This window comes from Dorea longicatena (assembly GCF_025150085.1).
Classification (GTDB): Bacteria; Bacillota; Clostridia; order Lachnospirales; family Lachnospiraceae; genus Dorea_A; species Dorea_A longicatena.
In genome coordinates this window covers 852,919-875,491 of record NZ_CP102280.1, presented here as the reverse complement: position 1 = coordinate 875,491, position 22,573 = coordinate 852,919, and the positions used below count along the sequence as shown (strand labels likewise).

At 41.4% G+C, this 22,573-nt stretch carries 16 protein-coding genes; 6 read left to right on the top strand and 10 right to left on the bottom strand.

The window, feature by feature from the left end; translation table 11 throughout:
• Nucleotides 1–13: 13 nt before the first annotated feature.
• Nucleotides 14–643 carry a single-stranded DNA-binding protein gene (locus NQ508_RS04165; protein WP_022415037.1) on the bottom strand — a complete coding sequence of 210 codons (630 nt, stop codon included), beginning with the start codon at nt 641–643 and terminating at the stop codon, nt 14–16.
• Between the two features lie 157 nt (nt 644–800).
• On the opposite strand from NQ508_RS04165, the gene typA reads away from it, so the two are divergent.
• Complete coding sequence (gene typA / locus NQ508_RS04160; RefSeq protein WP_006426231.1) at nt 801–2,624, top strand: translational GTPase TypA; 1,824 nt, start codon at nt 801–803, stop codon at nt 2,622–2,624.
• Nucleotides 2,625–2,641: 17 nt separating this feature from the next.
• Here the strand turns inward: typA and NQ508_RS04155 are convergent, their stop codons facing one another.
• Nucleotides 2,642–2,797, bottom strand: a complete 156-nt coding sequence (locus NQ508_RS04155) for a hypothetical protein (protein WP_006426232.1) — start codon at nt 2,795–2,797, stop codon at nt 2,642–2,644.
• Between the two features lie 98 nt (nt 2,798–2,895).
• Here NQ508_RS04155 and NQ508_RS04150 point away from each other — a divergent pair, with 98 nt between their 5' ends.
• Entirely contained in the window at nt 2,896–3,507 is a 612-nt protein-coding gene (locus NQ508_RS04150) for a hypothetical protein (protein WP_006426233.1), read from the top strand.
• Nucleotides 3,508–3,641: 134 nt separating this feature from the next.
• On the top strand, nt 3,642–4,178 hold the full coding sequence (gene hpf, locus NQ508_RS04145; RefSeq protein ID WP_006426234.1) for a ribosome hibernation-promoting factor, HPF/YfiA family: 537 nt from the start codon (nt 3,642–3,644) through the stop codon (nt 4,176–4,178).
• A gap of 111 nt (nt 4,179–4,289) precedes the next feature.
• On the opposite strand, the gene NQ508_RS04140 is transcribed toward hpf, so the two are convergent.
• Nucleotides 4,290–4,955 carry a YigZ family protein gene (locus tag NQ508_RS04140; protein ID WP_006426235.1) on the bottom strand — a complete coding sequence of 222 codons (666 nt, stop codon included), beginning with the start codon at nt 4,953–4,955 and terminating at the stop codon, nt 4,290–4,292.
• A 152-nt stretch (nt 4,956–5,107) separates the two neighbouring features.
• On the opposite strand from NQ508_RS04140, the gene NQ508_RS04135 reads away from it, so the two are divergent.
• A complete protein-coding gene (locus NQ508_RS04135; RefSeq protein ID WP_006426236.1) occupies nt 5,108–7,747 on the top strand; it encodes a transglycosylase domain-containing protein in 2,640 nt (879 codons plus the stop codon).
• A gap of 162 nt (nt 7,748–7,909) precedes the next feature.
• On the opposite strand, the gene NQ508_RS04130 is transcribed toward NQ508_RS04135, so the two are convergent.
• The 5 genes from NQ508_RS04130 to ftsH form a co-directional block, all read right to left on the bottom strand.
• Nucleotides 7,910–8,839, bottom strand: coding sequence for an ROK family glucokinase (locus tag NQ508_RS04130; RefSeq protein ID WP_006426237.1), 930 nt, complete (start codon nt 8,837–8,839; stop codon nt 7,910–7,912).
• Nucleotides 8,840–8,853: 14 nt separating this feature from the next.
• A complete protein-coding gene (gene hprK, locus NQ508_RS04125; protein ID WP_006426238.1) occupies nt 8,854–9,783 on the bottom strand; it encodes an HPr(Ser) kinase/phosphatase in 930 nt (309 codons plus the stop codon).
• Nucleotides 9,784–9,834: 51 nt separating this feature from the next.
• Entirely contained in the window at nt 9,835–11,688 is a 1,854-nt protein-coding gene (gene uvrC, locus NQ508_RS04120; protein WP_006426239.1) for an excinuclease ABC subunit UvrC, read from the bottom strand.
• Between the two features lie 54 nt (nt 11,689–11,742).
• Complete coding sequence (gene cobI / locus NQ508_RS04115) at nt 11,743–12,429, bottom strand: precorrin-2 C(20)-methyltransferase (RefSeq protein WP_006426240.1); 687 nt, start codon at nt 12,427–12,429, stop codon at nt 11,743–11,745.
• 125 nt (nt 12,430–12,554) lie between these two features.
• Complete coding sequence (gene ftsH, locus NQ508_RS04110) at nt 12,555–14,570, bottom strand: ATP-dependent zinc metalloprotease FtsH (RefSeq protein ID WP_006426242.1); 2,016 nt, start codon at nt 14,568–14,570, stop codon at nt 12,555–12,557.
• A gap of 235 nt (nt 14,571–14,805) precedes the next feature.
• On the opposite strand from ftsH, the gene NQ508_RS04105 reads away from it, so the two are divergent.
• Both NQ508_RS04105 and NQ508_RS04100 read left to right on the top strand, forming a co-directional pair.
• On the top strand, nt 14,806–16,299 hold the full coding sequence (locus NQ508_RS04105; protein WP_006426243.1) for a DUF1846 domain-containing protein: 1,494 nt from the start codon (nt 14,806–14,808) through the stop codon (nt 16,297–16,299).
• A gap of 63 nt (nt 16,300–16,362) precedes the next feature.
• The gene (locus tag NQ508_RS04100) at nt 16,363–17,976 is read left to right on the top strand and encodes a CTP synthase (RefSeq protein ID WP_006426244.1); all 1,614 of its coding nucleotides are present in this window, start codon (nt 16,363–16,365) and stop codon (nt 17,974–17,976) included.
• 126 nt (nt 17,977–18,102) lie between these two features.
• Here the strand turns inward: NQ508_RS04100 and NQ508_RS04095 are convergent, their stop codons facing one another.
• Nucleotides 18,103–21,306 (bottom strand): AAA family ATPase, encoded by a 3,204-nt coding sequence (locus NQ508_RS04095; protein WP_006426246.1) that lies wholly within the window; start codon nt 21,304–21,306, stop codon nt 18,103–18,105.
• Complete coding sequence (locus tag NQ508_RS04090; protein ID WP_044919384.1) at nt 21,307–22,470, bottom strand: exonuclease SbcCD subunit D; 1,164 nt, start codon at nt 22,468–22,470, stop codon at nt 21,307–21,309. It lies immediately after the preceding gene.
• Nucleotides 22,471–22,573 lie beyond the last annotated feature (103 nt).

Sequence of the window (22,573 nt, the reverse complement as noted above, 5' to 3'; positions counted from 1 at the left end):
CTTTTACCATCCCTTATTCATCCATACATTCCAGTTTACTGACCGACACTTCATATGCAACCCTTTTCTGTGATTCCGTTTCTGTAATTTTTTTCATATATTCACGGCTCTGAATTCTTCCCATTACCTGCACATGTTCTCCAACCTCAAAAGCAGAGGCAAATCTGGCATTCCTTCCCCAGCAGATACATGGAATGTAATCAGACTTTCCATATGGCCGGTTCACTGCCAGCAATAGATCTGCAATCTCTCTGCCAAGCGGTGTCTTACGGTAAACAGGCTGTTTGCAGATATAACCATCCAGAAAAATCTGATTCGTCTTTGCACCGTCAAGTTCTTCTTCCACAAATGTAATTTCCCTGACAAATACGGATAAAATCAGACGGTTTTTCATTTCTTCATGCCGGTTGTAGGACCTGAACTGTCCGTTTACCATAATGAATTCTCCCGTGTAATCTTTCGTAACATCAATCAGACGCTCCGAGATCATGAGTGGGATCCTGTCTTTGGAATTGCTGAGCCGCTTCACATCCACCTCTACCATATAGAAGCCTTCTCCAAATACTTCATGGCTGAATGAAAATGGTGTCACGATTTCTCCCATAACGGTTACCTGGTTGTTCTCAATCATCTTATCTGACATAATTTTGTAATCTCCCTTCCTCTGAATCGTATTTTGAGTCATTACAAAGTCTATGAATCAAATCAGTATTTTAGAACTAAATACTTGTAAATTTTAAAAAATGTGATAAACTAATGTGGTTGCAGATAATAATAGGTAGAGAAAAGGAAGATTCGTAATGAAGACAAAACGTGAAGATGTACGTAATATCGCGATTATCGCCCATGTTGACCATGGTAAGACAACATTAGTAGATGAATTATTAAAGCAAAGCGGTGTATTCCGTGAGAATCAGGAAGTAGCAGAACGTGTCATGGACTCTAACGATATCGAAAGAGAACGTGGAATCACAATCCTCTCCAAGAATACTGCCGTCACCTACAACGGTGTAAAGATCAATATTATAGATACTCCGGGACATGCTGACTTCGGTGGAGAAGTAGAACGTGTCCTTAAGATGGTTAACGGTGTTATCCTCGTCGTTGATGCGTTCGAGGGAGCTATGCCGCAGACCAAATTCGTACTCCGCAAAGCTATGGAATTAAAGCTTCCAGTCATCGTATGTATCAACAAGATCGACCGTCCGGAAGCAAGAGCCGAAGAAGTGATCGATGAAGTTCTCGAACTTCTCATCGACCTTGGTGCTTCTGACGAACAGTTAGACTGCCCATTCGTATACGCATCCGCTAAGAATGGTGTGGCTGCACTTGAGATTTCGGATGAAATGAAAGACATGAAGCCTCTGTTTGAGACCATTCTGGATTATATTCCTGCACCAGAAGGAGATCCGGAAGCTCCGACTCAGGTTCTGATCAGTACGATTGACTATAATGAATACGTTGGACGTATCGGTGTTGGTAAAGTAGATAACGGTACAATCGCAGTTAACCAGGACATGGTTGTTGTCAACCATCATGATCCTGACAAACAGAAGAAAGTTAAGATCAGTAAATTATATGAATTTGACGGTCTGCAGAAAGTAGAAGTAAAAGAAGCATCTATCGGTGCAATCGTGGCAATTTCAGGTATCTCTGACATTTCCATCGGTGATACACTCTGCTCACCTGAAAATCCGACACCAATTCCGTTCCAGAAGATTTCTGAACCAACAATCTCTATGGATTTCGTTGTAAATGACAGTCCGTTTGCCGGACAGGAAGGAAAATATGTAACTTCCCGTCACTTACGTGATCGTCTGATGCGCGAACTGAACACAGATGTCAGCCTTCGTGTTGAAGATACCGAAAACATGGACGCATTCAAAGTATCCGGACGTGGTGAACTTCACCTTTCCGTTCTAATTGAGAATATGAGACGTGAAGGATATGAATTCGCAGTCAGCAAAGCTGAGGTTCTGTATCACAAAGACGAGAATGGTAAACTTCTTGAGCCAATGGAGATTGCTTACATTGATGTACCTGATGAATACACTGGTGTCGTTATTGATAAACTGAGCCAGAGAAAAGGTGAATTACAGACAATGGGTGCTGCCAATGGTGGATATACACGTCTTGAGTTCCGTATCCCATCCCGTGGTCTGATCGGTTACCGTGGTGATTTCCTGACAGACACAAAGGGAAATGGTATCATGAACACTGCATTCGACGGATACGCTCCATATAAGGGAGATATCCAGTATCGTAAACAGGGATCTCTGATTGCATACGAGACCGGTGAGTCTGTAACTTATGGTCTGTACAGTGCTCAGGAGCGTGGAACACTCTTCATCGGTGCCGGTGAAAAAGTTTATTCCGGTATGGTCATCGGTGAAAATGCAAAAACAGATGATATCGAAGTAAATGTATGTAAGACCAAGCATCTTACCAATACTCGTTCTTCCAGCGCAGATGATGCACTTCGTCTGACACCTCCGACAGTCCTCAGTCTGGAGCAGGCAATCGACTTCATCGATACAGATGAACTTCTGGAGGTTACTCCGGAATCACTCCGTATTCGTAAGAAGATTCTGGATCCTAAGATGAGAAAACGTGTAAATCGCTAATGAATAAACATTTACGGTTATAACTGACCGCACGAAAGCGGCAGAAAATAAAATATATAAAACAGTTTTTGTTCACGAAAACCTGACAATTTATATATTTTATTTTCTGCCGCTTTTTTGTTCTCATCTGCAGCACACATTACTAAAAATTTTCCTTCTCCATTGTTCTTCATTTTGATATGATATCTTTCTTTGGGATATTGGCAAATATCTTTTTTTCACTTATACTGGAATTACAGCGAAAATCTATATAAAAGAAAGGAATCCACGAATGAAAGAACTGATTTCTCACCTTCTCAAACAGGTGGCCGCAATTCTGGAATATGTGATTGCATTTATGCTTGCGATCGGTATCATACTGCTTTGCCTTCGTATGGTATGTTCACTTCAGTATATTCCGAATCTGAACACCTATCCGAATTACGATGATCTTCTCGAGGTTTGTTTTAATCTGATCATCGGTGTCGAATTGATCCGTATGATGTATTCGCACTCTCCGAGTACCGTATTTGAGGTTCTGCTTTTTGCGATTGCAAGACACATCATTATGGACCACACTTCCATCTACAGCAGTCTGATCGGCGTCTGTTCCATCGCAGTCTTATTTGCAACCAGAAAATTCTTATTCTCCGAATTCGACATAGCAGACGAAACGGTATTCCGTGCTTCAACCAAGGCTAAAGTTGTCAACAAGATTCTCAGCGTGAACATTCCGCATGAAGCAGATGATACCCTTTCCAATGTACTGCTGCGGCATCTCGAAGAACAGAATATCACGCCCCGTGTTGGTGCATGTTATTACTTCCACGATTGCGGTCTGCGGGTTGCCAAACTTCATGATGGAAAAATTTCAAGAATTCAGGTAATTCGTGCTATACATTAGCGGCCAAACATGTTATACTACACATATCAGATAGATTGCCGGTTCGAGTAACAATTGTCAGATTATAATTCATTTATTTGATGATTGTATAACGTGCAATTATTTGAAATTATGTCGCAAAGGAGTTGGGCATCATGAAATTTATTATTATTGGAAAGAACATCGATGTAACACCAGGCTTAAGAGAGGCCGTAGAAAGCAAGTTAGGAAAGTTAGGAAGGTACTTTACTCCGAATACAGAGATTCACGTAACCTTAAGTGTACAGAAAGGACATCAGAAAATTGAAGTAACAATTCCTGTAAAGGGTGGTCTGGTTCGTTCCGAACAGGAAAGTTCTGATATGTATGTATCGATTGATCTTGTAGAAGAAGTCATCGAACGTCAACTTCGTAAATATAAAAATAAACTGGTAGCACGTGAACAGGAAGGCGGTAACTTCAAACAGGAATTCTTTGACGCCGAAGATAATATTGAAGATGACGGCGAGATTAAAATCGTACGTACCAAAAAATTCGGATTTAAACCTATGTATCCGGAAGATGCATGTGTTCAGATGGAGCTTCTCGGACATGATTTCTATGTTTTCTGTAATGCAGAATCAGATGAAGTGAATGTAGTATACAGACGTAAAAACGGAACATTTGGTTTGATCGAGCCTGAATTTTCTTAAATCGCAACTCATAATCTTATAAAAATATGGCAATAACAAAAGCCGTACGCAATATCTCCTAAAGAACAGCTCCTTTCATGAGATATCGTGTACGGCTTTTGTATATTATTTTTATATTATATTTTCTTCCAAAATTGTCGGCACCCCATCAATCTCTGCATAATAACATTCTTCACCTGCTGTCATCTCTGCCTGCGCATTTGTCCCCTCAGTAATTGCATGCATAACCTGATCCACATCCGTTTTTGGAATCAGTACTTCCAGTTCTACTTTATCCGTATAGACAGTATCTAATATCTTCAGCTCTCTCTGCGCCAGAATATACTGAATCTTTCCAAATGTCGTATAGTCTGTTTCTATATGAAGTTTCACTCCTAAAATTTTCGTAATGACCACCGAGGCATCAAGTCCCGCTTTCACGGCTCCCGAATATGCTCTGACCAGTCCACCGGTTCCAAGAAGGGTTCCTCCGAAATACCGGGTCACCACAACAGCCACATTCCTCAGTTCATTTCCAAGCAATACATCTAGCATCGGTTTGCCGGCTGTACCGTTTGGTTCGCCGTCATCACTGCATCTTTGAAGCTGTCCTCTCTCCCCTATTATATATGCAAAACAGTTATGTCTTGCATCCCAGTATTTTTTTCTTGTCTTCTCTACAAATTCAAGTGCTTCTTCCTCTGTATTTACCGGTACCACAGTCGCAATAAATCGTGACTTTTTTTCTACAATCTCATCTTCTCCACCCCGATAAATAGTTCTGTATTCTGGTAACATATTGTCATCCTTTCGTATAATTTACAACTTTATACATAATATAATACCTAATTTCTTAAGATTTTCCTACTCAAATATGAAGTTTTCATTTTTTTCTTTATAAAAGAGTGTACATTTGCTATAATAACTTGGTATAAAGGAGGCTTAAACGCATGAACTATGGAAAGAAAAAAGCTGCGAAAAGGCAGAAAAAAATAACGTCCAAATCTACAATGCAGGGGAAACGCATCGTTGTCCGTTTGTTCAAGGCACTGCTGATCTGTATCGTACTTGCTGCAGTAGTCGGAATGGCCGGCGGCGGTCTTTTTATAAAAAAGATTATTGATGACACTCCGCATGTTTCCACTTCTGACGTTAAACCGAAAGGATTTACTACTTTCGTTTATGCTGATGACGGAAGCACTGAGATTGAACGTTTTGTATCTTCTGGTTCCAATCGAGTATACAAGTCTATTGATGAGATACCGAAAAATCTTCAACATGCTTTTGTTGCAATCGAGGATGAGCGTTTTTATAAGCATAACGGTATAGATCTTCAGGGTATTGCCCGTGCTGCGGTAGTGGGTATTGCCCGGGGCGGTTTTTCTGAAGGTGCCAGTACTCTGACTCAGCAGCTGATCAAGAACAATGTATTCCCGAACTTTACAAAAGAGAAAAATTTCTATGATAAATTACAACGTAAAATTCAGGAACAGTATCTTGCAGTACAGATTGAAAAGCAGATGAATAAAAATGAGATTATGGAAAGTTATCTCAACACAATCAACCTTGGACAGAATTGTCTGGGTGTACAGTCTGCTTCTCAACGTTATTTTGGTAAAGATGTTTCCGATCTGACATTATCTGAATGTGCGGTAATTGCCGGAATCACACAGAATCCGACAGATTATGATCCAGTTACACGTCCCGAGAATAACAAGATCAGACGTAATAAAGTATTAAAGAATATGCTGGAGCAAGGCTATATCAGCCAGAAGCAGTATGATAAAGCGATGTCCGATGATGTCTATGCAAGAATCCAGGCAACCAGCGCTTCTTCCCAAGCTGATAATGCATACAGTTACTTTGTTGATGCACTTGCACAGCAGGTAATCCAGGATCTGAAAGATCAGCTTGGCTACACTGATACACAGGCTTACAATGCCGTTTACAGCGGCGGTCTCAGTATCTACTCTACACAAAATCAGGAAATGCAGAAAATCTGTGATGAAGAAGCTAATAATGATGCCAACTATCCTGGTCTGAAAGAGTATGGTCTTGATTATGCGCTGACGGTAACCCGTGCTGATGGATCGGTTGAAAACTATGGAAGTAATAATATTAAAAATTATGTAGAAAAAACTTACGGAAATGCTCAGGGACTTCTCTACTCCAGTGAAGATGCCGCAAAAGCAATGGTGGCAGAATGGAAATCCACGATTGCCCAGGAGGGTGATACCTATGATGAACGTATTACCATTACCCCTCAGCCACAGTCTTCTATCACAATCATGGATCAGAAGACCGGACAGATCAAAGCAATGGTCGGCGGCCGTGGAGAAAAAGCTTCCAGTCTTGGACTGAACAGAGCTTATCAGGGTTCCAAGAGACAGCCTGGTTCTACTTTTAAGATCCTTGCAGCTTATGCACCGGCATTAGATTCCTGTGATAAGACACTCGCAACAACAATTGATGATGAACCATATACCTTAAAGAATGGAAATGTTTTGCGGAATGCCAACAAACAGTACGGCGGTACAACAACGCTCAGAAATGGTATCAAAAAATCCATCAACGTAGTTGCCGTAAAGTTAAGCGATGAAATCACTCAGGAATTAGGCTATGAATACTGTGAAAAATTCGGTATCAGTACTCTGGTAAAAGACAAAACAATCAACGGCAAGGTCTTTGATGACAGCACTTCACAGACGCTCGCACTTGGTGGAATCACAGAAGGTGTCTATAACTATGAAATGTGTGCTGCTTATGCCTCTATCGCTAACGGCGGCGTCTATAACAAACCAACTTTATATAGTAAAGTTGTAGACCACGATGGCAACGTTCTTCTTGACGGAACAGGCGAATCTCATACAGTTATCAAAGACAGCACAGCTTATCTTCTTACCAGTGCAATGGAAGATGTTGTCAATTCCGGAACAGGTACAGCATGCCAGCTTCCGAATATGCCGGTAGCCGGAAAGACAGGTACCACAACATCCAATAAAGACTTATGGTTCTGTGGATTTACACCATATTATACATGTGCTGTATGGGGCGGTTATGACGACAATAAAGAATGTGATTATGACACAAGTTTCCGCTTCAGACTCTGGAAAGGTATTATGAGTCGTATTCACGAGAATCTGGAAAGTAAAGATTTTAAGGTTCCGACCTCTGTTGAGAAAAAGAGTATATGTACTATTACCGGAAAGCTTGCAACCAACGGATGCCCTTCTATTACAGAATATTTTGCCAAAGACACGCTTCCATCCGAAACATGTTCCGGTCACGGATACTCTTCTGGAAGAAAGTATAAGTCTTCTACAGAAGACAATGATACAACTAAAGATGCTTCTTCTTATTCAAACAATACAGGAAACAGTTATAACAATAATACAGGCACTACCAGTGATAATACCGGTGGTAACACAGGTGGTTCTACCGGCGGTAATACAGGTGGCTCTACCGGCGGTAATACAGGTGGTGGTTCTACCGGTGGTAATACAGGTGGTGGTTCTACCGGTGGTAATACAGGTGGTGGTTCTACCGGTGGTAATACAGGTGGCTCTACCGACGGAGATACTTCTCAGTAACCATACTGTACAAACCTATGATATCTACAGAAAGGTATCTACAGGACCTGCCACTGGCAGCTCCTTCCAAATGCATGACAATAAAAAAACTGCGGGAACAAAATGTTTCCGCAGTTTTTATTATACCTGACATCCAAAAGGATGTATAACGCTCTAAAAGCTCTAAAGAATCAGTTTCGCAGCTCCACAGATACCGGCATCATTTCCTAATGTAGCAAGAACAAATTCCGTATCTTTGTTCGCAAAGAATGCTTTTTCCTTAAAATTCTTTTCAACATACTGAAGAAGTACTTCTCCTGCTTTCGAAACGCCTCCTCCAATTACAATTGCTGAAGGATCTGCAACAGCTGCAAGATTAGCCATCGCATGTCCAAGATATTTTCCAAATTCCTCTGCAATCTCTTTTGCCACTTCATCGTCTGCCTTAACAGCATCAAATACGGTCTTGGCGCTGACTTCCTGTCCTCTTAATACAGACGCTTTATCATCCTTAGCCAGACGAATATTGGCAAGTCTTGTAATACCTGTTGCAGATGCATACTGCTCCAGGCATCCTGTGTTGCCGCAGCCGCAGTGATCTGTCTCTTCATAATTCACACAAAGATGTCCGATCTCACCACCTGCACCATGTGCTCCTACCAATGGTTTACCATCAATAATAATTCCACCGCCGACTCCGGTTCCAAGTGTGACCATAATAATATTTTTGCGGCCCTTTCCTGCACCCAGCCACATCTCTCCAAGTGCAGCTACATTGGCATCATTCCCTATCTCTGCTTTCATACCGGAAAGTTCTTCCATCTCTCTTTTTACTTCTTTATATCCCCAGCCAAGGTTTGCTGTATTCTGAACAACTCCTTCTGAATCTACCGGTGCAGGAACTCCGACTCCGATTCCTTCCACTTCATCTTTCGGAATCTGCTTTTCCTCTAACTTTTCATTCAAAGCAGCGGCAATATCCGGAAGAACGGCTTCACCCTGATTCTCTGTGCGTGTCTTAATCTCCCATTTATCTACAATCTCTCCTTCGGTTGTAAACAAACCTAATTTTACAGTTGTTCCCCCAATATCTACTCCAAAGCAATATTTCATTTTCTGTATTTCTCCTATTTCTTTATTAAATTCTGCTGAACACGTTTGTACAGTTCCTGAGCTGCATTATATCCCATCTGTTTCTGTCTGTGGTTAACTGCTGCCGTCTCAACAATGATTGCAAGATTACGTCCAGGACGAATTGGCAGATGATGGCAAACCACTTTGTTACCAAGGAATTCTGTATATTCTTCTTCGAGACCGAGGCGGTCGTATTCTTTATTCTTATTCCACTCTTCCAGAGTGATAACAAGATCAATATTCTGTGTCTCTCTGACACTTAATACACCAAACAGAGCCTTGACGTCTACGATACCGATACCTCGCAGTTCGATAAAATGTCTCGTAATATCCGGTGCCGTTCCTACAAGTGTCTCATCACTGACTCTGCGGATTTCAACTACATCATCACTGACAAGACGGTGTCCACGTTTGATCAGCTCCAGAGCCGCCTCACTTTTACCGATTCCGCTTTCTCCCATGATCAGTACTCCGACACCATATACATCAACCAGCACACCATGGATAGAAATGCATGGCGCAAGTTCTACATTCAGCCAGCGGATAATCTCTGCTGTAAATTCTGATGTCTTCTTCTCTGTCTGGAACACTGGAATATTAGCCTTTTCTGCCATTTCAAGAAGCATTGCCTCCGGCGGAAGGTTTCTGCAGAAGATCAGACATGGAATCTTGTAAGAAAGCAGTGTTTCATAAATCTTTTTTTTCTTAACTTCATCTGTCATCTTCTCCAGGAATGTGTACTCCACATATCCTATGATCTGCACACGTTCGGAATCAAAATGTTCAAAGAATCCGGTAAGCTGCAAAGCCGGTCTGTTAATGTCTGGTATCTCAACTTCTTTTTCGGAAAGATCTACATCCGGTGTAAGATTTTTGAGATTCATTTTTTCAACGAGTGTTTTTAATTTTACTTTATTCGCCATATTCTTTTACCTCACACGTATTAAAAATCTGATAGCCCTATTATACCATACTTAAGTATCCTGGTGAAAAAATTTATACACTTCCTGCGCAGATTTTTCATTCATGGACGGCAGCTCTTTCAGATCATCCACTGTTGCATTCCGGATTGCTTCAATATTTTCAAAGCTCCGCATCAGGTCTTTTCTTCTTGCAGGTCCCACTCCCGGAATATCATCCAGTATCGAATGTACCTGTCCTTTACTTCTTAACTGTCTGTGGAATGTGATTGCGAACCGATGCGCCTCATCCTGTATTCTGGTGATCAGGCGAAAACATTCCGAATTACGGTCAATCGGTAATTCTACATTATTGAAATACAATCCTCTGGTTCTGTGATTATCGTCTTTTACCATTCCACACACAGGAATGTGCTGATTCAGCTTCTCCAGGACCTCCAATGCAATATTCACCTGTCCCCGGCCTCCGTCCATCATGATCAGATCCGGGAATGCCTGAAATCCGCCTGTCTCACTTTCATCCTGTCGTTCCCTTAATCCATGCTCGAATCTTCGGGTCAACACCTCATTCATACTTGCGTAGTCATCCGGTCCCTGTACACTTTTTATCTTAAATTTGCGATAATCATTACGCTTTGGCTTTCCATGCTCATAAACGACCATAGAACCAACCGAATCAAATCCGTTTGTATTAGAGATATCATAAGCCTCCATACGTATAATTCCGGTAAGTCCCAGTATTTTTTCCAGTTCCTTCACCGCTCCGATCGTTCTTCCTTCTTCACGCTTCAGACGTTCTTTGTCATTCTTTAATACCATCTGTGCATTCTTCTGCGCCAGCTCTACCAGCTTTTCTTTTGTCCCTTTCTTCGGTATACGAAGCCGTACTTTATGTTCCCTTCTGGTCGTCAGCCACTCCTCTATAATCTCCTGGTCTTCAATCTCTTCCGGCAACATTAACTCGGCCGGGATATACGGTGTTCCTGCATAAAATTGCTTGATAAAGCTTGACAGGATTTCGCTTTTTGTATCATTTTCCGCAATCTTCAGATAAAAATGATCCCGTCCGATCAACCTTCCTCCCCGGATAAAGAAGACTTGTACAACCGCGTCCTCACCTTCCGAAGCCATTGCAATAATATCCCTGTCGTCCCCCGCTGTATCTGTAATCTTCTGTTTCTGAGCGATCTTCTGAACGCTTGCAAGAAGTTCCCTGTATTCTATTGCTTTCTCGAATTCCAGATTTTCGGATGCATCCAGCATCTTTTCTTCCAGTTCTTTTAATATCGGATCATAATTTCCATTCAGGAATCTTACTACTTCATCAATAGATTTCCTGTACTCTTCTCTGGAAATGTAGCCCTGACACGGCGCATAACACTGATGGATATGATAATTGAGACACGGACGTTCTTTTCCGATATCTTTTGGGAGTGAACGATTGCAGCTTCGAATATGATAAAGCTTTCGTATCAGTTCAATGGTATCTTTTACTGCACCGGTACTGGTATACGGACCAAAATATTTTGCCTTATCTTTCTTCATCCGCCTTGCCATCATTACACGCGGGAAAGGTTCATTTACAGTTACTTTTATAAATGGATACGTTTTATCATCCATCAGCATCGTATTGTATTTTGGTCTGTGTTCTTTAATCAGATTACATTCCAGAACAAGCGCTTCCAGCTCGGAATCCGTCACAATATATTCGAACCTGGAAATATGTGTCACCATCTGTTCTATCTTGGCTCCCTTATTCCTGCTGCTCTGAAAATACTGTCGGACACGGTTTTTAAGACTGATTGCTTTTCCGACATAAATGATCGCATCTTTTTCATCGTGCATAAGATATACACCTGGTTTTCCCGGCAGCTTCTTCAGTTCTTCCTGTATATTAAAATTTTCCATATATGTCACCTGTACATTTTCTTTTACTATTTTCTTACCCGTTGCTTATGAATGTTACACAGATTCTTTTACAATCAGAAGCGAATAATAGCTGGCATGCTCTGGTATATCTTCCAACCGTTCATATATCTGTTCGTCTGCCATCCCACAATTTTCTATCATCTTTACATCCACATTTTTTTCTTCCAGGATTTCCCTTACCTCCGCTAATCTGGAAGCAGACTTCATCAGGATCTTCGTTCCCGGATATCTCAATGCGTTCCTTATATCATAGCTGGATGGAATCACATGAAGCTCATCTGCTCTGTCTGCCAGACTTTCATTCAGTTTTGATGCAGCTGCGCAAAATGATGGAATCCCGTTTATAATTGATGTTTCATATCCTTTTTCCTTTATAATACGTTGAATATACATATAAGTCGAATAAATCGTTGGATCTCCCAATGTCAGATATGCTACATCTTTTCCCTTTTCCAGTTCCTCTATGATCCTTTTGGCAGCTTTCTCATAATTCTGATTCAGAATCTGTCTGTCCTTTGTCATCGGCGTATCTAGATCCAGATATTCTTTTTCTTCCATATTATCTACCATTCCTGCCGCAATTCTGTAACTGACCGCATGTTCCCTGCCCTTCGCAGGCACTGCTATTACCGGACATTTTTCTATCGTACGAACAGCCTTATACGTCATAAGTTCCGGATCACCTGGACCAACTCCGACTCCGAACAATCTTCCTTTCATGTTATATCTCCTCCAGAATAATCTTATCCTGCCTATTATATACCAGACAAATATAATTGAAAAGAAAAAAGATATGAAGCCGGCTCTTGCCATACTTCATATCTTTTGTTCTTTTTTATAGAATTCTATTCTTCATGAACAGATTCAGTTGCTGTTCCGACAGTTTTTTCTTCTGTCTTTTCTGATTTTTCCTGTACATCTGCGTTATGCGCATCATCTATATCATCTGCCGGCTTCATCACAAATCCTTCACCCTCTACCGGATTCATACCGATTCTTGCTTCTTCCTTCTTCGGTGCATCCGGATCAATTCCTTCTACTTCATGGAAAATCTCCATAAATTCTTTTCCGGTAATTGTCTCTTTTTCAATCAGGAATGCAGCAATTTTATCCAGCGCCTGTCTGTGATTTCTCAGAAGCTGTTTTGCCTCTTCGTAAGCATCTTTCAACATCTTCATAACTTCTTCGTCAATCTCTGATGCTGTCTGCTGTCCACAGTTGCTGACCGGGCGTCCGTCCAGATAACGGTTCTGAATAGATTCCAGACCGATCAATCCGAATTTCTCGCTCATACCATACTGTGTGATCATCGCTCTTGCTACGCTTGTTGCTTTCTCAATATCATTAGAGGCTCCTGTTGTAACCGTATCAAACACTACTTCTTCTGCCGCACGTCCTGCAAGCAGTCCGACTAACATTGCCTGAAGTTCTTTTTTGGTATTCAGGAATTTTTCTTCTTCCGGAGTCTGCATTACATAACCAAGTGCTCCCATTGTACGTGGAACGATTGTAATCTTCTGTACCGGCTCCGCATCTTTCTGCAATGCACTTACAAGTGCATGTCCGACTTCATGGTAAGAAACAATCCTTCGTTCTTCCTGGCTCATGATACGGTCTTTCTTTTCCTTACCTACAAGTACCACTTCTACCGCTTCAAATAAATCAGACTGACATACTGCATTTCTTCCATGCTTTACAGCATTAATTGCCGCTTCATTGATCATATTTGCAAGATCAGAACCTACTGCTCCGGATGTCGCAAGTGCGATTTCCTCCAGATTGACTGTCTCATCCATCTTCACATCTTTAGAATGAACCTTCAGGACTTCTACACGTCCTTTCAGATCTGGTTTTTCAACAATGATACGTCTGTCAAAACGTCCCGGTCTTAATAATGCAGGATCCAAAATCTCCGGTCTGTTAGTTGCAGCCAGAAGTACCAGTCCTTTATTGCTTTCAAATCCATCCATCTCTGCAAGCAGCTGATTCAGTGTCTGCTCACGCTCATCATTGCCGCCCATCTGATTGTCTCGGCTTTTACCGATCGCATCAATCTCGTCGATGAAAATGATACATGGTGCCATCTGCTGTGCCTGCTTGAACAGATCACGCACTCTGGATGCTCCGACACCGACATACATTTCCACAAATGCCGAACCACTCAATGAAAAGAACGGCACCTTTGCTTCTCCTGCTACTGCTTTCGCCAAAAGCGTCTTACCTGTTCCCGGAGGGCCGACCAACAGTGCTCCCTTCGGAAGCTTTGCACCGACACTCGTATATTTTCCCGGATTATGGAGAAAATCTACCACTTCCTGTAAAGATTCTTTCGCTTCATCCTGTCCGGCTACATCTTTAAATGTAACTCCGGTCTGCTTTTCCACATACATCTTGGCATTGCTCTTACCGATTCCCATCATGCCGCCGCCCTTTGACATACGCTTTGTCATCCAGATGATCATTCCGACAAAGAATGCAATTGGCAGGAATGTTAAGATCACGTTCATCGCTACTGCCGATGTAGTATCCGGAATCTCCTGCTTAAACTCCACGCCTGCCTTCTCCAGACGCTTTGTCAAGTCATCGTCATTCACCACTCCTGTGTAATATTCCTGTGCAACCCCGCTGTCCTTGTCCTTTTTTGTAACAATCATGATTTTGTCACTCTGGATCTGTACTTTTCTGACCTCTCCGTCATCTACCATTTTCAGAAATTTATTATAGGTAATCTCTTTTGCAGAGGTCATTCCCTGAAACTGGAACAGTGCGATCACCAGGATCGATGTAATAACTGTGACCAGTAAAATAAACGATATACCCTGTTTATTATTCTTGTTATTCTTATTATTCTGGTTATCCATTTTAATCCTCCTGTATACCTAATTATTATATAGAGCGTCATGTTAGAAATCAATAAAAACATTATGAAAAGATTGTAAACTTCCTATGTGTTGTAGTATACTTGAAATGAAAATGCTTATGCCGCTTCCGGCGCATTTTTCTTTTCATTTTTATACCAAAGTATGACGGCAGATCTGCATACAGCAGTTTTACCGCATCAAAAATCAAATAAATTTTAAACGAGGGCATATACTTATGAAAATTGGATTCGATAACGAAAAATATTTAAAAATGCAGTCCGAACACATCCGTGAACGCATCGGTCAATTTGACAACAAACTTTATCTGGAATTTGGTGGTAAACTTTTTGATGATTATCATGCTTCCAGAGTTCTTCCCGGATTCCAGCCAGACAGCAAGCTTTGCATGTTAAGAGAACTTTCTGATCAGGCCGAGATCGTCATCGTCATCAGTGCCGAAGACATTGAAAAGAACAAGATCCGCGGTGATCTTGGTATCACCTATGATTCCGATGTACTTCGCCTGATGCAGATTTATCAGGGGCTGGGGCTTTATGTCGGAAGCGTTGTTATTACCAAATATAACGCTCAGGAAAGTGCTGAATTATTCAAAAACCGCCTGGAAAAACTGGGTATCAAAGTGTACCGCCACTACCTGATCCCTGGCTACCCTACAAATGTACCATTTATTGTAAGTGACGACGGATATGGAAAAAATGATTATATCAAGACAAGCCGTCCGCTGGTCGTTGTAACTGCACCAGGACCTGGAAGCGGTAAAATGGCAGTCTGCCTGTCCCAGTTATATCACGAACACAAACACGGAATCAAAGCCGGATACGCCAAATTCGAAACATTCCCAATTTGGAATATCCCGTTGAAGCATCCGGTTAACCTCGCTTACGAGGCAGCAACAGCTGATCTGAATGATATCAATATGATTGATCCGTTCCATCTCGAAGCATATGGTGAGACAACCATCAACTATAATCGTGATGTAGAGATTTTCCCTGTATTAAATGCAATGTTCCAGCGCATCTACGGTGAAAGTCCTTATAAATCTCCAACCGATATGGGAGTGAATATGGCCGGAAACTGTATCTGCGACGACGATGCATGTCAGGAAGCTTCCCGTCAGGAGATTATCCGCAGATACTATGCATCCAGAAGAAGACTCTTGCTTGGTGCATGCTCTGAAGAAGAGACTTATAAATTAGAAATGTTAATGAATCAGGCAAATATTACGGTTCATGACAGACCGGTCGTCGATGCAGCATTGGCAGAAGCCGAACGGACCAACGGACCTGCGGCAGCACTGGAACTCCCGGATGGATCAATCGTCACTGGAAAGACATCCGATCTTCTCGGTGCATGCTCTGCCCTGCTGTTAAATGCATTAAAAGAACTTGCAGGTATTGAACATGAGATTAAGATCATCTCACCACAGGCAATCGAACCAATCCAAAGTCTGAAGACCAAGTATCTGGGCAGCCGTAATCCACGTCTGCATACCGATGAAGTCCTCATTGCACTTTCCGTAAGTGCCGCAACCAGCAAAGACGCCAGACTTGCAATGGATCAGCTTCCAAAATTAAAAGGCTGTCAGGTTCATGTATCTGTCATGCCGGGGTCTGTAGACATCAAACAGTTCAAGCGTCTGTCTATTCAGGCAACTTTTGAAGCAAAATATGAAAAAAACTCTGTATTTTTTAATAACAAAGGTGTATAATCTTAAAGTATTTTTTTGAACACTTTATAACAGAGAAACTATTTTTGACTTAAGGAGGAAGTTATGGCAGTAAAATACGTATTCGTTACAGGCGGTGTAGTATCCGGATTAGGTAAAGGAATTACGGCTGCGTCCCTCGGACGTCTGTTGAAAGCCCGTGGTTACACAGTCACAATGCAGAAATTTGACCCGTATATCAACATTGACCCTGGTACTATGAACCCTGTACAGCATGGTGAAGTATTTGTAACTGATGATGGTGCTGAGACCGACCTTGACCTTGGACATTATGAAAGATTCATCGATGAAAGTCTGAGCAAGAATTCAAATGTAACAACTGGTAAAATCTACTGGTCTGTTCTTCAGAAAGAACGCCGCGGAGATTTCGGCGGAGGAACGGTTCAGGTTATCCCACATATTACAAACGAGATCAAATCCCGCTTCTACCGCAACCCTGCTGCTGATAATACGGAAATTGCCATTATTGAAGTCGGTGGAACTGTTGGTGACATCGAAAGCCAGCCTTTCCTGGAAGCCATTCGTCAGTTCCAGCATGAAAAAGGACGTGAAAATGTTATCCTGATCCATGTTACACTGATTCCATATCTGAAAGCTTCTCAGGAAATGAAGACCAAACCTACACAGGCAAGTGTAAAAGATCTTCAGGGAATGGGAATCCAGCCGGATATCCTGGTATGTCGTTCCGAATATCCGCTCGGTGTCGGAATCAAGGACAAGATTGCATTATTCTGTAATGTACCTGCTAACCATGTACTGCAGAACCTGGATGTAGAATATCTCTACGAAGCACCTCTTGCAATGGAAAAAGAGAACCTTGCAGGTGTCGTATGTGAATGTCTGCACCTTGATTGTCCGGAACCAGACTTAAAAGACTGGACAGAGATGGTTGACTACCTTAAGAATCCAAACACAGAAGTCACAGTTGCTCTGGTTGGTAAATATATCCAACTTCATGACGCTTACATCAGCGTGGTAGAAGCCTTAAAACATGGTGGAATCTTCAGCCGTGCAACCGTAAATATCAAATGGATCGATTCCGAAACTGTTACTGCCGATAATGTAGATGAATTACTCGGTGATGTAAGTGGTATTCTGGTTCCGGGAGGATTCGGTACACGTGGAATTGACGGAAAACTCGAAGCAATCAAATATGCCCGTACACACAATGTACCTTTCTTAGGTCTGTGTCTCGGAATGCAGCTTTCTATCGTAGAATTTGCAAGAGACGTTCTTGGATATAACGATGCACACAGTGCTGAGCTTGATCCGAACACTACACATCCGGTTATCCATATCATGCCGGAACAGATCGGTATCGAAGACATCGGTGGAACTTTAAGACTGGGAGCTTATCCTTGTGTTCTTGATAAGACATCAAAAGCTTACGAAATGTATGGAACAGAGCAGATCAGCGAACGTCACCGTCATCGTTATGAAGTAAATAACGATTATCGTGATGCACTGACTTCTCACGGCATGAAGCTTTCCGGACTTTCACCAGACGGAAGAATCGTGGAAATGATCGAGATTCCTGAGCATCCTTGGTTTGTTGCCACTCAGGCTCATCCGGAATTAAAATCAAGACCGAACAGACCGCATCCATTGTTCAGAGGATTTATTGAAGCCGCTTTGAAATATCAGAACGATCATAAATAAAATATGATATAAAAAAGAAATCTGTTGCATGTTTATATATTGCAACAGATTTCCTTTTTTATCTGCATATACTATAGAGAAAATGACAGCTTCTCTGTATTTCTGATCTTATACCTTATATTTCTCTTATAAAGACCAGCTTACAGAACTTCCCTTTTCGTTCTTTTTCACCACAAGTTTATGATCTATCTGCTCCTTCAGTTCATTTACATGAGAAATAATTCCAATCAGTCTGTCCTTATCTGCAAGATCATTCAACACACGGATTGCCTGATCTCTCGATACATCATCCAAAGACCCGAATCCTTCATCAATAAACATTGTATCGAGATGGATTGCACCTGCTGTATTCTGGACAATATCTGAAAGTCCAAGTGCCATGGATAAAGCTGCCATGAAAGACTCTCCTCCCGATAATGTTTTTACATCTCTGACCGTATCTGTTGCCATATGATAAACATCCAAATCCAGTCCGGCCTGTCCCTGGCTACCCAGTTTTTCTACATCTCTGCATTGCATAATAAACTCTCCTGACGTCATACGAACCAGTCTCTTATTCGCAGCACGTATGATCTGACGGAAATACTGCCTCTGAATATAGGTCTCAAAATCAAGCTTGGCACTTCCACTCAGATTCCCATTTGCTGTCTTACTCAGATTTCCAACAATCTCATACTGCTTCTGAAGTCCACTGTTCTTTTCAAAATTACGTTTCAGATTGTCTCTTATCTCACGGTTTCTTTCATTGGTATTATGAAGTTTCATATATTCCTTACGGATTTCTTCCAGCTCTCCGGATGCCTCTTTTATCTCCCTCGCAATCTGTTCCGTATCTTTTCTTTCTTTTCCCTCTAACTGTTGCTCAAGCAATGTCCTGTTCGCTTCCAGTTCCTGCAATTCTTTCTGATATGCCCCTATCCATTGTTCTGCTTCTTCCAGTTCTCTCTCAGTCATACATTGACTATGATAGCTTTCTTCGTCCTCAAATCCCTGCTCTTTTATAATCTGTTTATAGGAACGTATCTTTTTCTGTACTTCTTCCTGTGATTGCACGACAGATGCTGATACGGTCTTCTGTTGTCCTTCCAGTTCCTTTTCTTTATTCTGCTTTTCCGTAAGAGATCTTGTTACCGTCTCGTAATTATTTCTGACCAACTCAAGTTTCCCTGTTATCTCTCTCAGATGTTCTTCGGCTTCTTCCATCGTCTTGTATGGAAGCTTCTCCTCCATTGCCTGATACTCCGCCTCCAGCTTTGTATACATAAGTTTTGATTCCGTCAGACTCTGGCTGGTCTTTCGTTCTTTTTCTTCTAATTTTTCTATCTGGTCCGCAATCTGTTCCTGATTCTCTTTTAACGTTCTACATCTTTCAAAAATTTCTTCCAACTGTTTCAATCTTTTTTCTGTTTCCATAAGCGTACGCTTCAGGCTTTGTATCTTCTCTTTCCAGCCAATTCCAGTTATATCTTCCGCCTCATCTTTTATATTCTTTTGAAGTGTCAGACAGATTTCCTGTGCTGCCTGATATCCCGCAAGACATTTCCTGAATGCTTCTGTTTTTATATCTCTTATTTTTTCTTTCTTATCCCTTTCAGCTTTTGCAAGTTCCACTTCCGCCTGCGTCGGCGCCTCATCACTCAAGGCTGCAATCTGTGGATGTTCTCTGGAACCACAGACCGGACAAGGCTGCCCATCTTCCAGATTCAAAGCAAGTATCCCCGCCTGTTCATTCAGGAACTTGTGATACTTCATTTCATATTCCGCCCAGGCATTTTCATAATTCTTCTGTTCCCTGTCTGCTTCCTTCTTTGCTCTTTCACAGTCTTCTTTTAATTCTTCTTTTCTCTCTTCCTGATGGTCAAGATCTTCGTAATGGCGTATCTGTTCTTCTATATGTTTTTTTTGATTCCTGCATTCATTTATGCATGTTTCTATCTTTTCATATTTCTTTAGAAATGTTAATATTTCTTTTTGATTATTTTGCAGGATTTCTTTCTTCTGTAGTATGGTTTCCGATTGATTAAGATAGTTTTTTATTTCTTTTGTAATTTTATCTAATTCTTCTTTTTTTGCATTCATACTTTGATACTGTAAAATTGCATCCTGTATCCGCACCTTTTTTTCTGTAAGTACTGTCTCTTTTTCCGTCTTTTCCCGGCCAGCTTCTTTCTGTTTGTCTGTTAATTCCTGCAGCTGCTTCCGGCATTCCTGTAATTCCTTTTGAAGACTACGTTCCTGTACTTCCAGTTCTGTCAGGCGCTTTTCTTCCTCCAGATACCTTTTTTCTTCTTGCAGTACACGTCCCGCCTTTTTACCTGTTTGTATCCGTCCTGTTAAAAACTCATATTTCGCTTTTTCCGGCATTTTTTCTTCCAGTCGGCTCAATACCCGTTCATACGAATCAAAGAGCTGATTCAGCAGTTCTGCTTCCTTCAGCAGTCGGTTCTTATCTTCCAGTACCGTCTGCGCCCGGGAAGATTCTTTTTTGCATACTTTTTCCCACCGGTTTCCCTGATCAATGATCTCTTTCAAAATCACGGATATACGTTCTCTGTCCGGAATATCCTGCCCAGCAATCACCTTCCACTGCTTTATAAGTTCATTTTCTTCTGTACATTTTTCCAGCTGAACTTCTTCCGGCCACACACCTCCATCCTTCTTATATGACGGATATTCTACTCTGGCCATCTCAAGTTTCATTTCCTGAAGATTTTGTTCCAGCTTCACATATAACTGTACAGCCTGTTTTTTCAGTTCTTCCTGTATCCTGTAGTAAAACCGCGTCTGAAATATTCTGGAAAATATCTTTTTCCGTTCCCTGGACTCAGCCAGCAAAAGCTTGAGAAATTCTCCCTGTGCAATCATGGAAATCTGCGTAAACTGGTCTGCATCCAGTCCGATAATCTCGGAAATCTTCTGATCTGTCTCTCTTTTCTTTCCTTTGAATATGCTGCCGTCCGGCAATGTCAGTTCTACCTTCGGAGTTTCTTTCACATATCTCGGCGACCCGTCTGCATATCTTCTTTTTCCAAGTCGTAGATATTCCGGGTTTCTTCGTATCTTGTATTCTTTCTTTTGATACAAAAAAGTGTACTCTACATAAGTGCTCGTTTCTTCTCCAGCATACTGGCTTCGCATCATATTTCCATCTCTGGTTCCTCCGCTGGTCCTGTCATACAATGCATAAGTAATCGCATCAAAGACCGTCGTCTTACCCGCACCTGTATCTCCTGTAATCAGAAACAGACCATTCGGGATCTCTGTAAAATCAATCTCTGTTTTACCGGCATATGATCCGAATGCCGACATAATTAGCTTTACCGGTCTCATCTACTCAACTCCCTTCGCCTTATCGAAGATTTCTTTCATGATCGTCTCTTCTTCCCCATTCATCTCTCTTCCCTGCATCTCCTTATAGAATTCCGCAAAAGAAGTAAAAGGATCTTTCATGACCAGTTCTTCATCCATTTCTTTTAATTTTGTTCTTGTCCGCTGATTATCCACCCGGATCTCCAGTATATGGGAAAATATCCGTTCCAGCTGCTCTTTCGGCTTATACGGATCGATTTCATCTGTCAGTGTAATACTGATATAATCATCTTTTTCCGTCTCTCGGAATTCTTTTATAATCTCATCCAGTGTTCCTTTTTTCTTTCTGACATCTCTTAACGGATGCAGCGGGTAATTTTCAATTTCCGGCTTCTCGCCTTTTGCCTTTAATGTCACCACGGTAAGACTTTTATTCTGTGTACTCTCACTGACCGAATACTTTAAAAGCGTTCCACAATAGCGGATCTCCGGTTTTCCGATACACTGTGCACCGTGAAGATGCCCCAGCGCTACATAATCAAATTCTTTCACCGATCCAATATCTACGTTATCAATCCCACCTACAGAAAACACTTCCGAATCACAGGTTTCCGGGCTTTCCGCTTTTTCGCCCACATAGAATTGATGTGAAACTAATACATTTCTTTTGTCTTTATAATCTATCTTTTCCCGTTTAATAATTTCTTTTACAGCATCTGAATACGTTTCTGGTGTTCCGTCAACAAAAATATTTTTCACATATGCCGGCTTCATAAATGGAAGCAGATAAAAATCCACCTCTCCATATGCATCATGCAAAGTTACTTTTTCAATATGTTCTTCCGGTCTTTCAGGAACATTGCCGGCAAGGTAAATATGATGTCTCTTTAAAATCTCAGATGCATACTTCAGACGATCCGGCGAATCGTGGTTTCCACTGATAATCAGAATCGGAATCTCTGGTGTAATCTCTGAAAGATCCGTCAGGAACTCATCAAATACATTCACAGCTTCTGCCGATGGAACGGACTTATCATAAATATCTCCGGCGATTACAATTGCATCCGGCCGTAATTCTTTTGCATAAGTAATAACTTCTTTTAATATCACCTGCTGATCTTCTTTTAAATTATAACGATGAAGCTGCTTTCCAATATGCAGATCCGATAAATGAAAAAATTTCATACCTTTCCTCATCCCTTCTATTTTATTTGCATCTTTCTCTATTTTACACTATAATCAACTTATCTAACAAGTCTATACAAGAAAACGATAAACACAGATATGA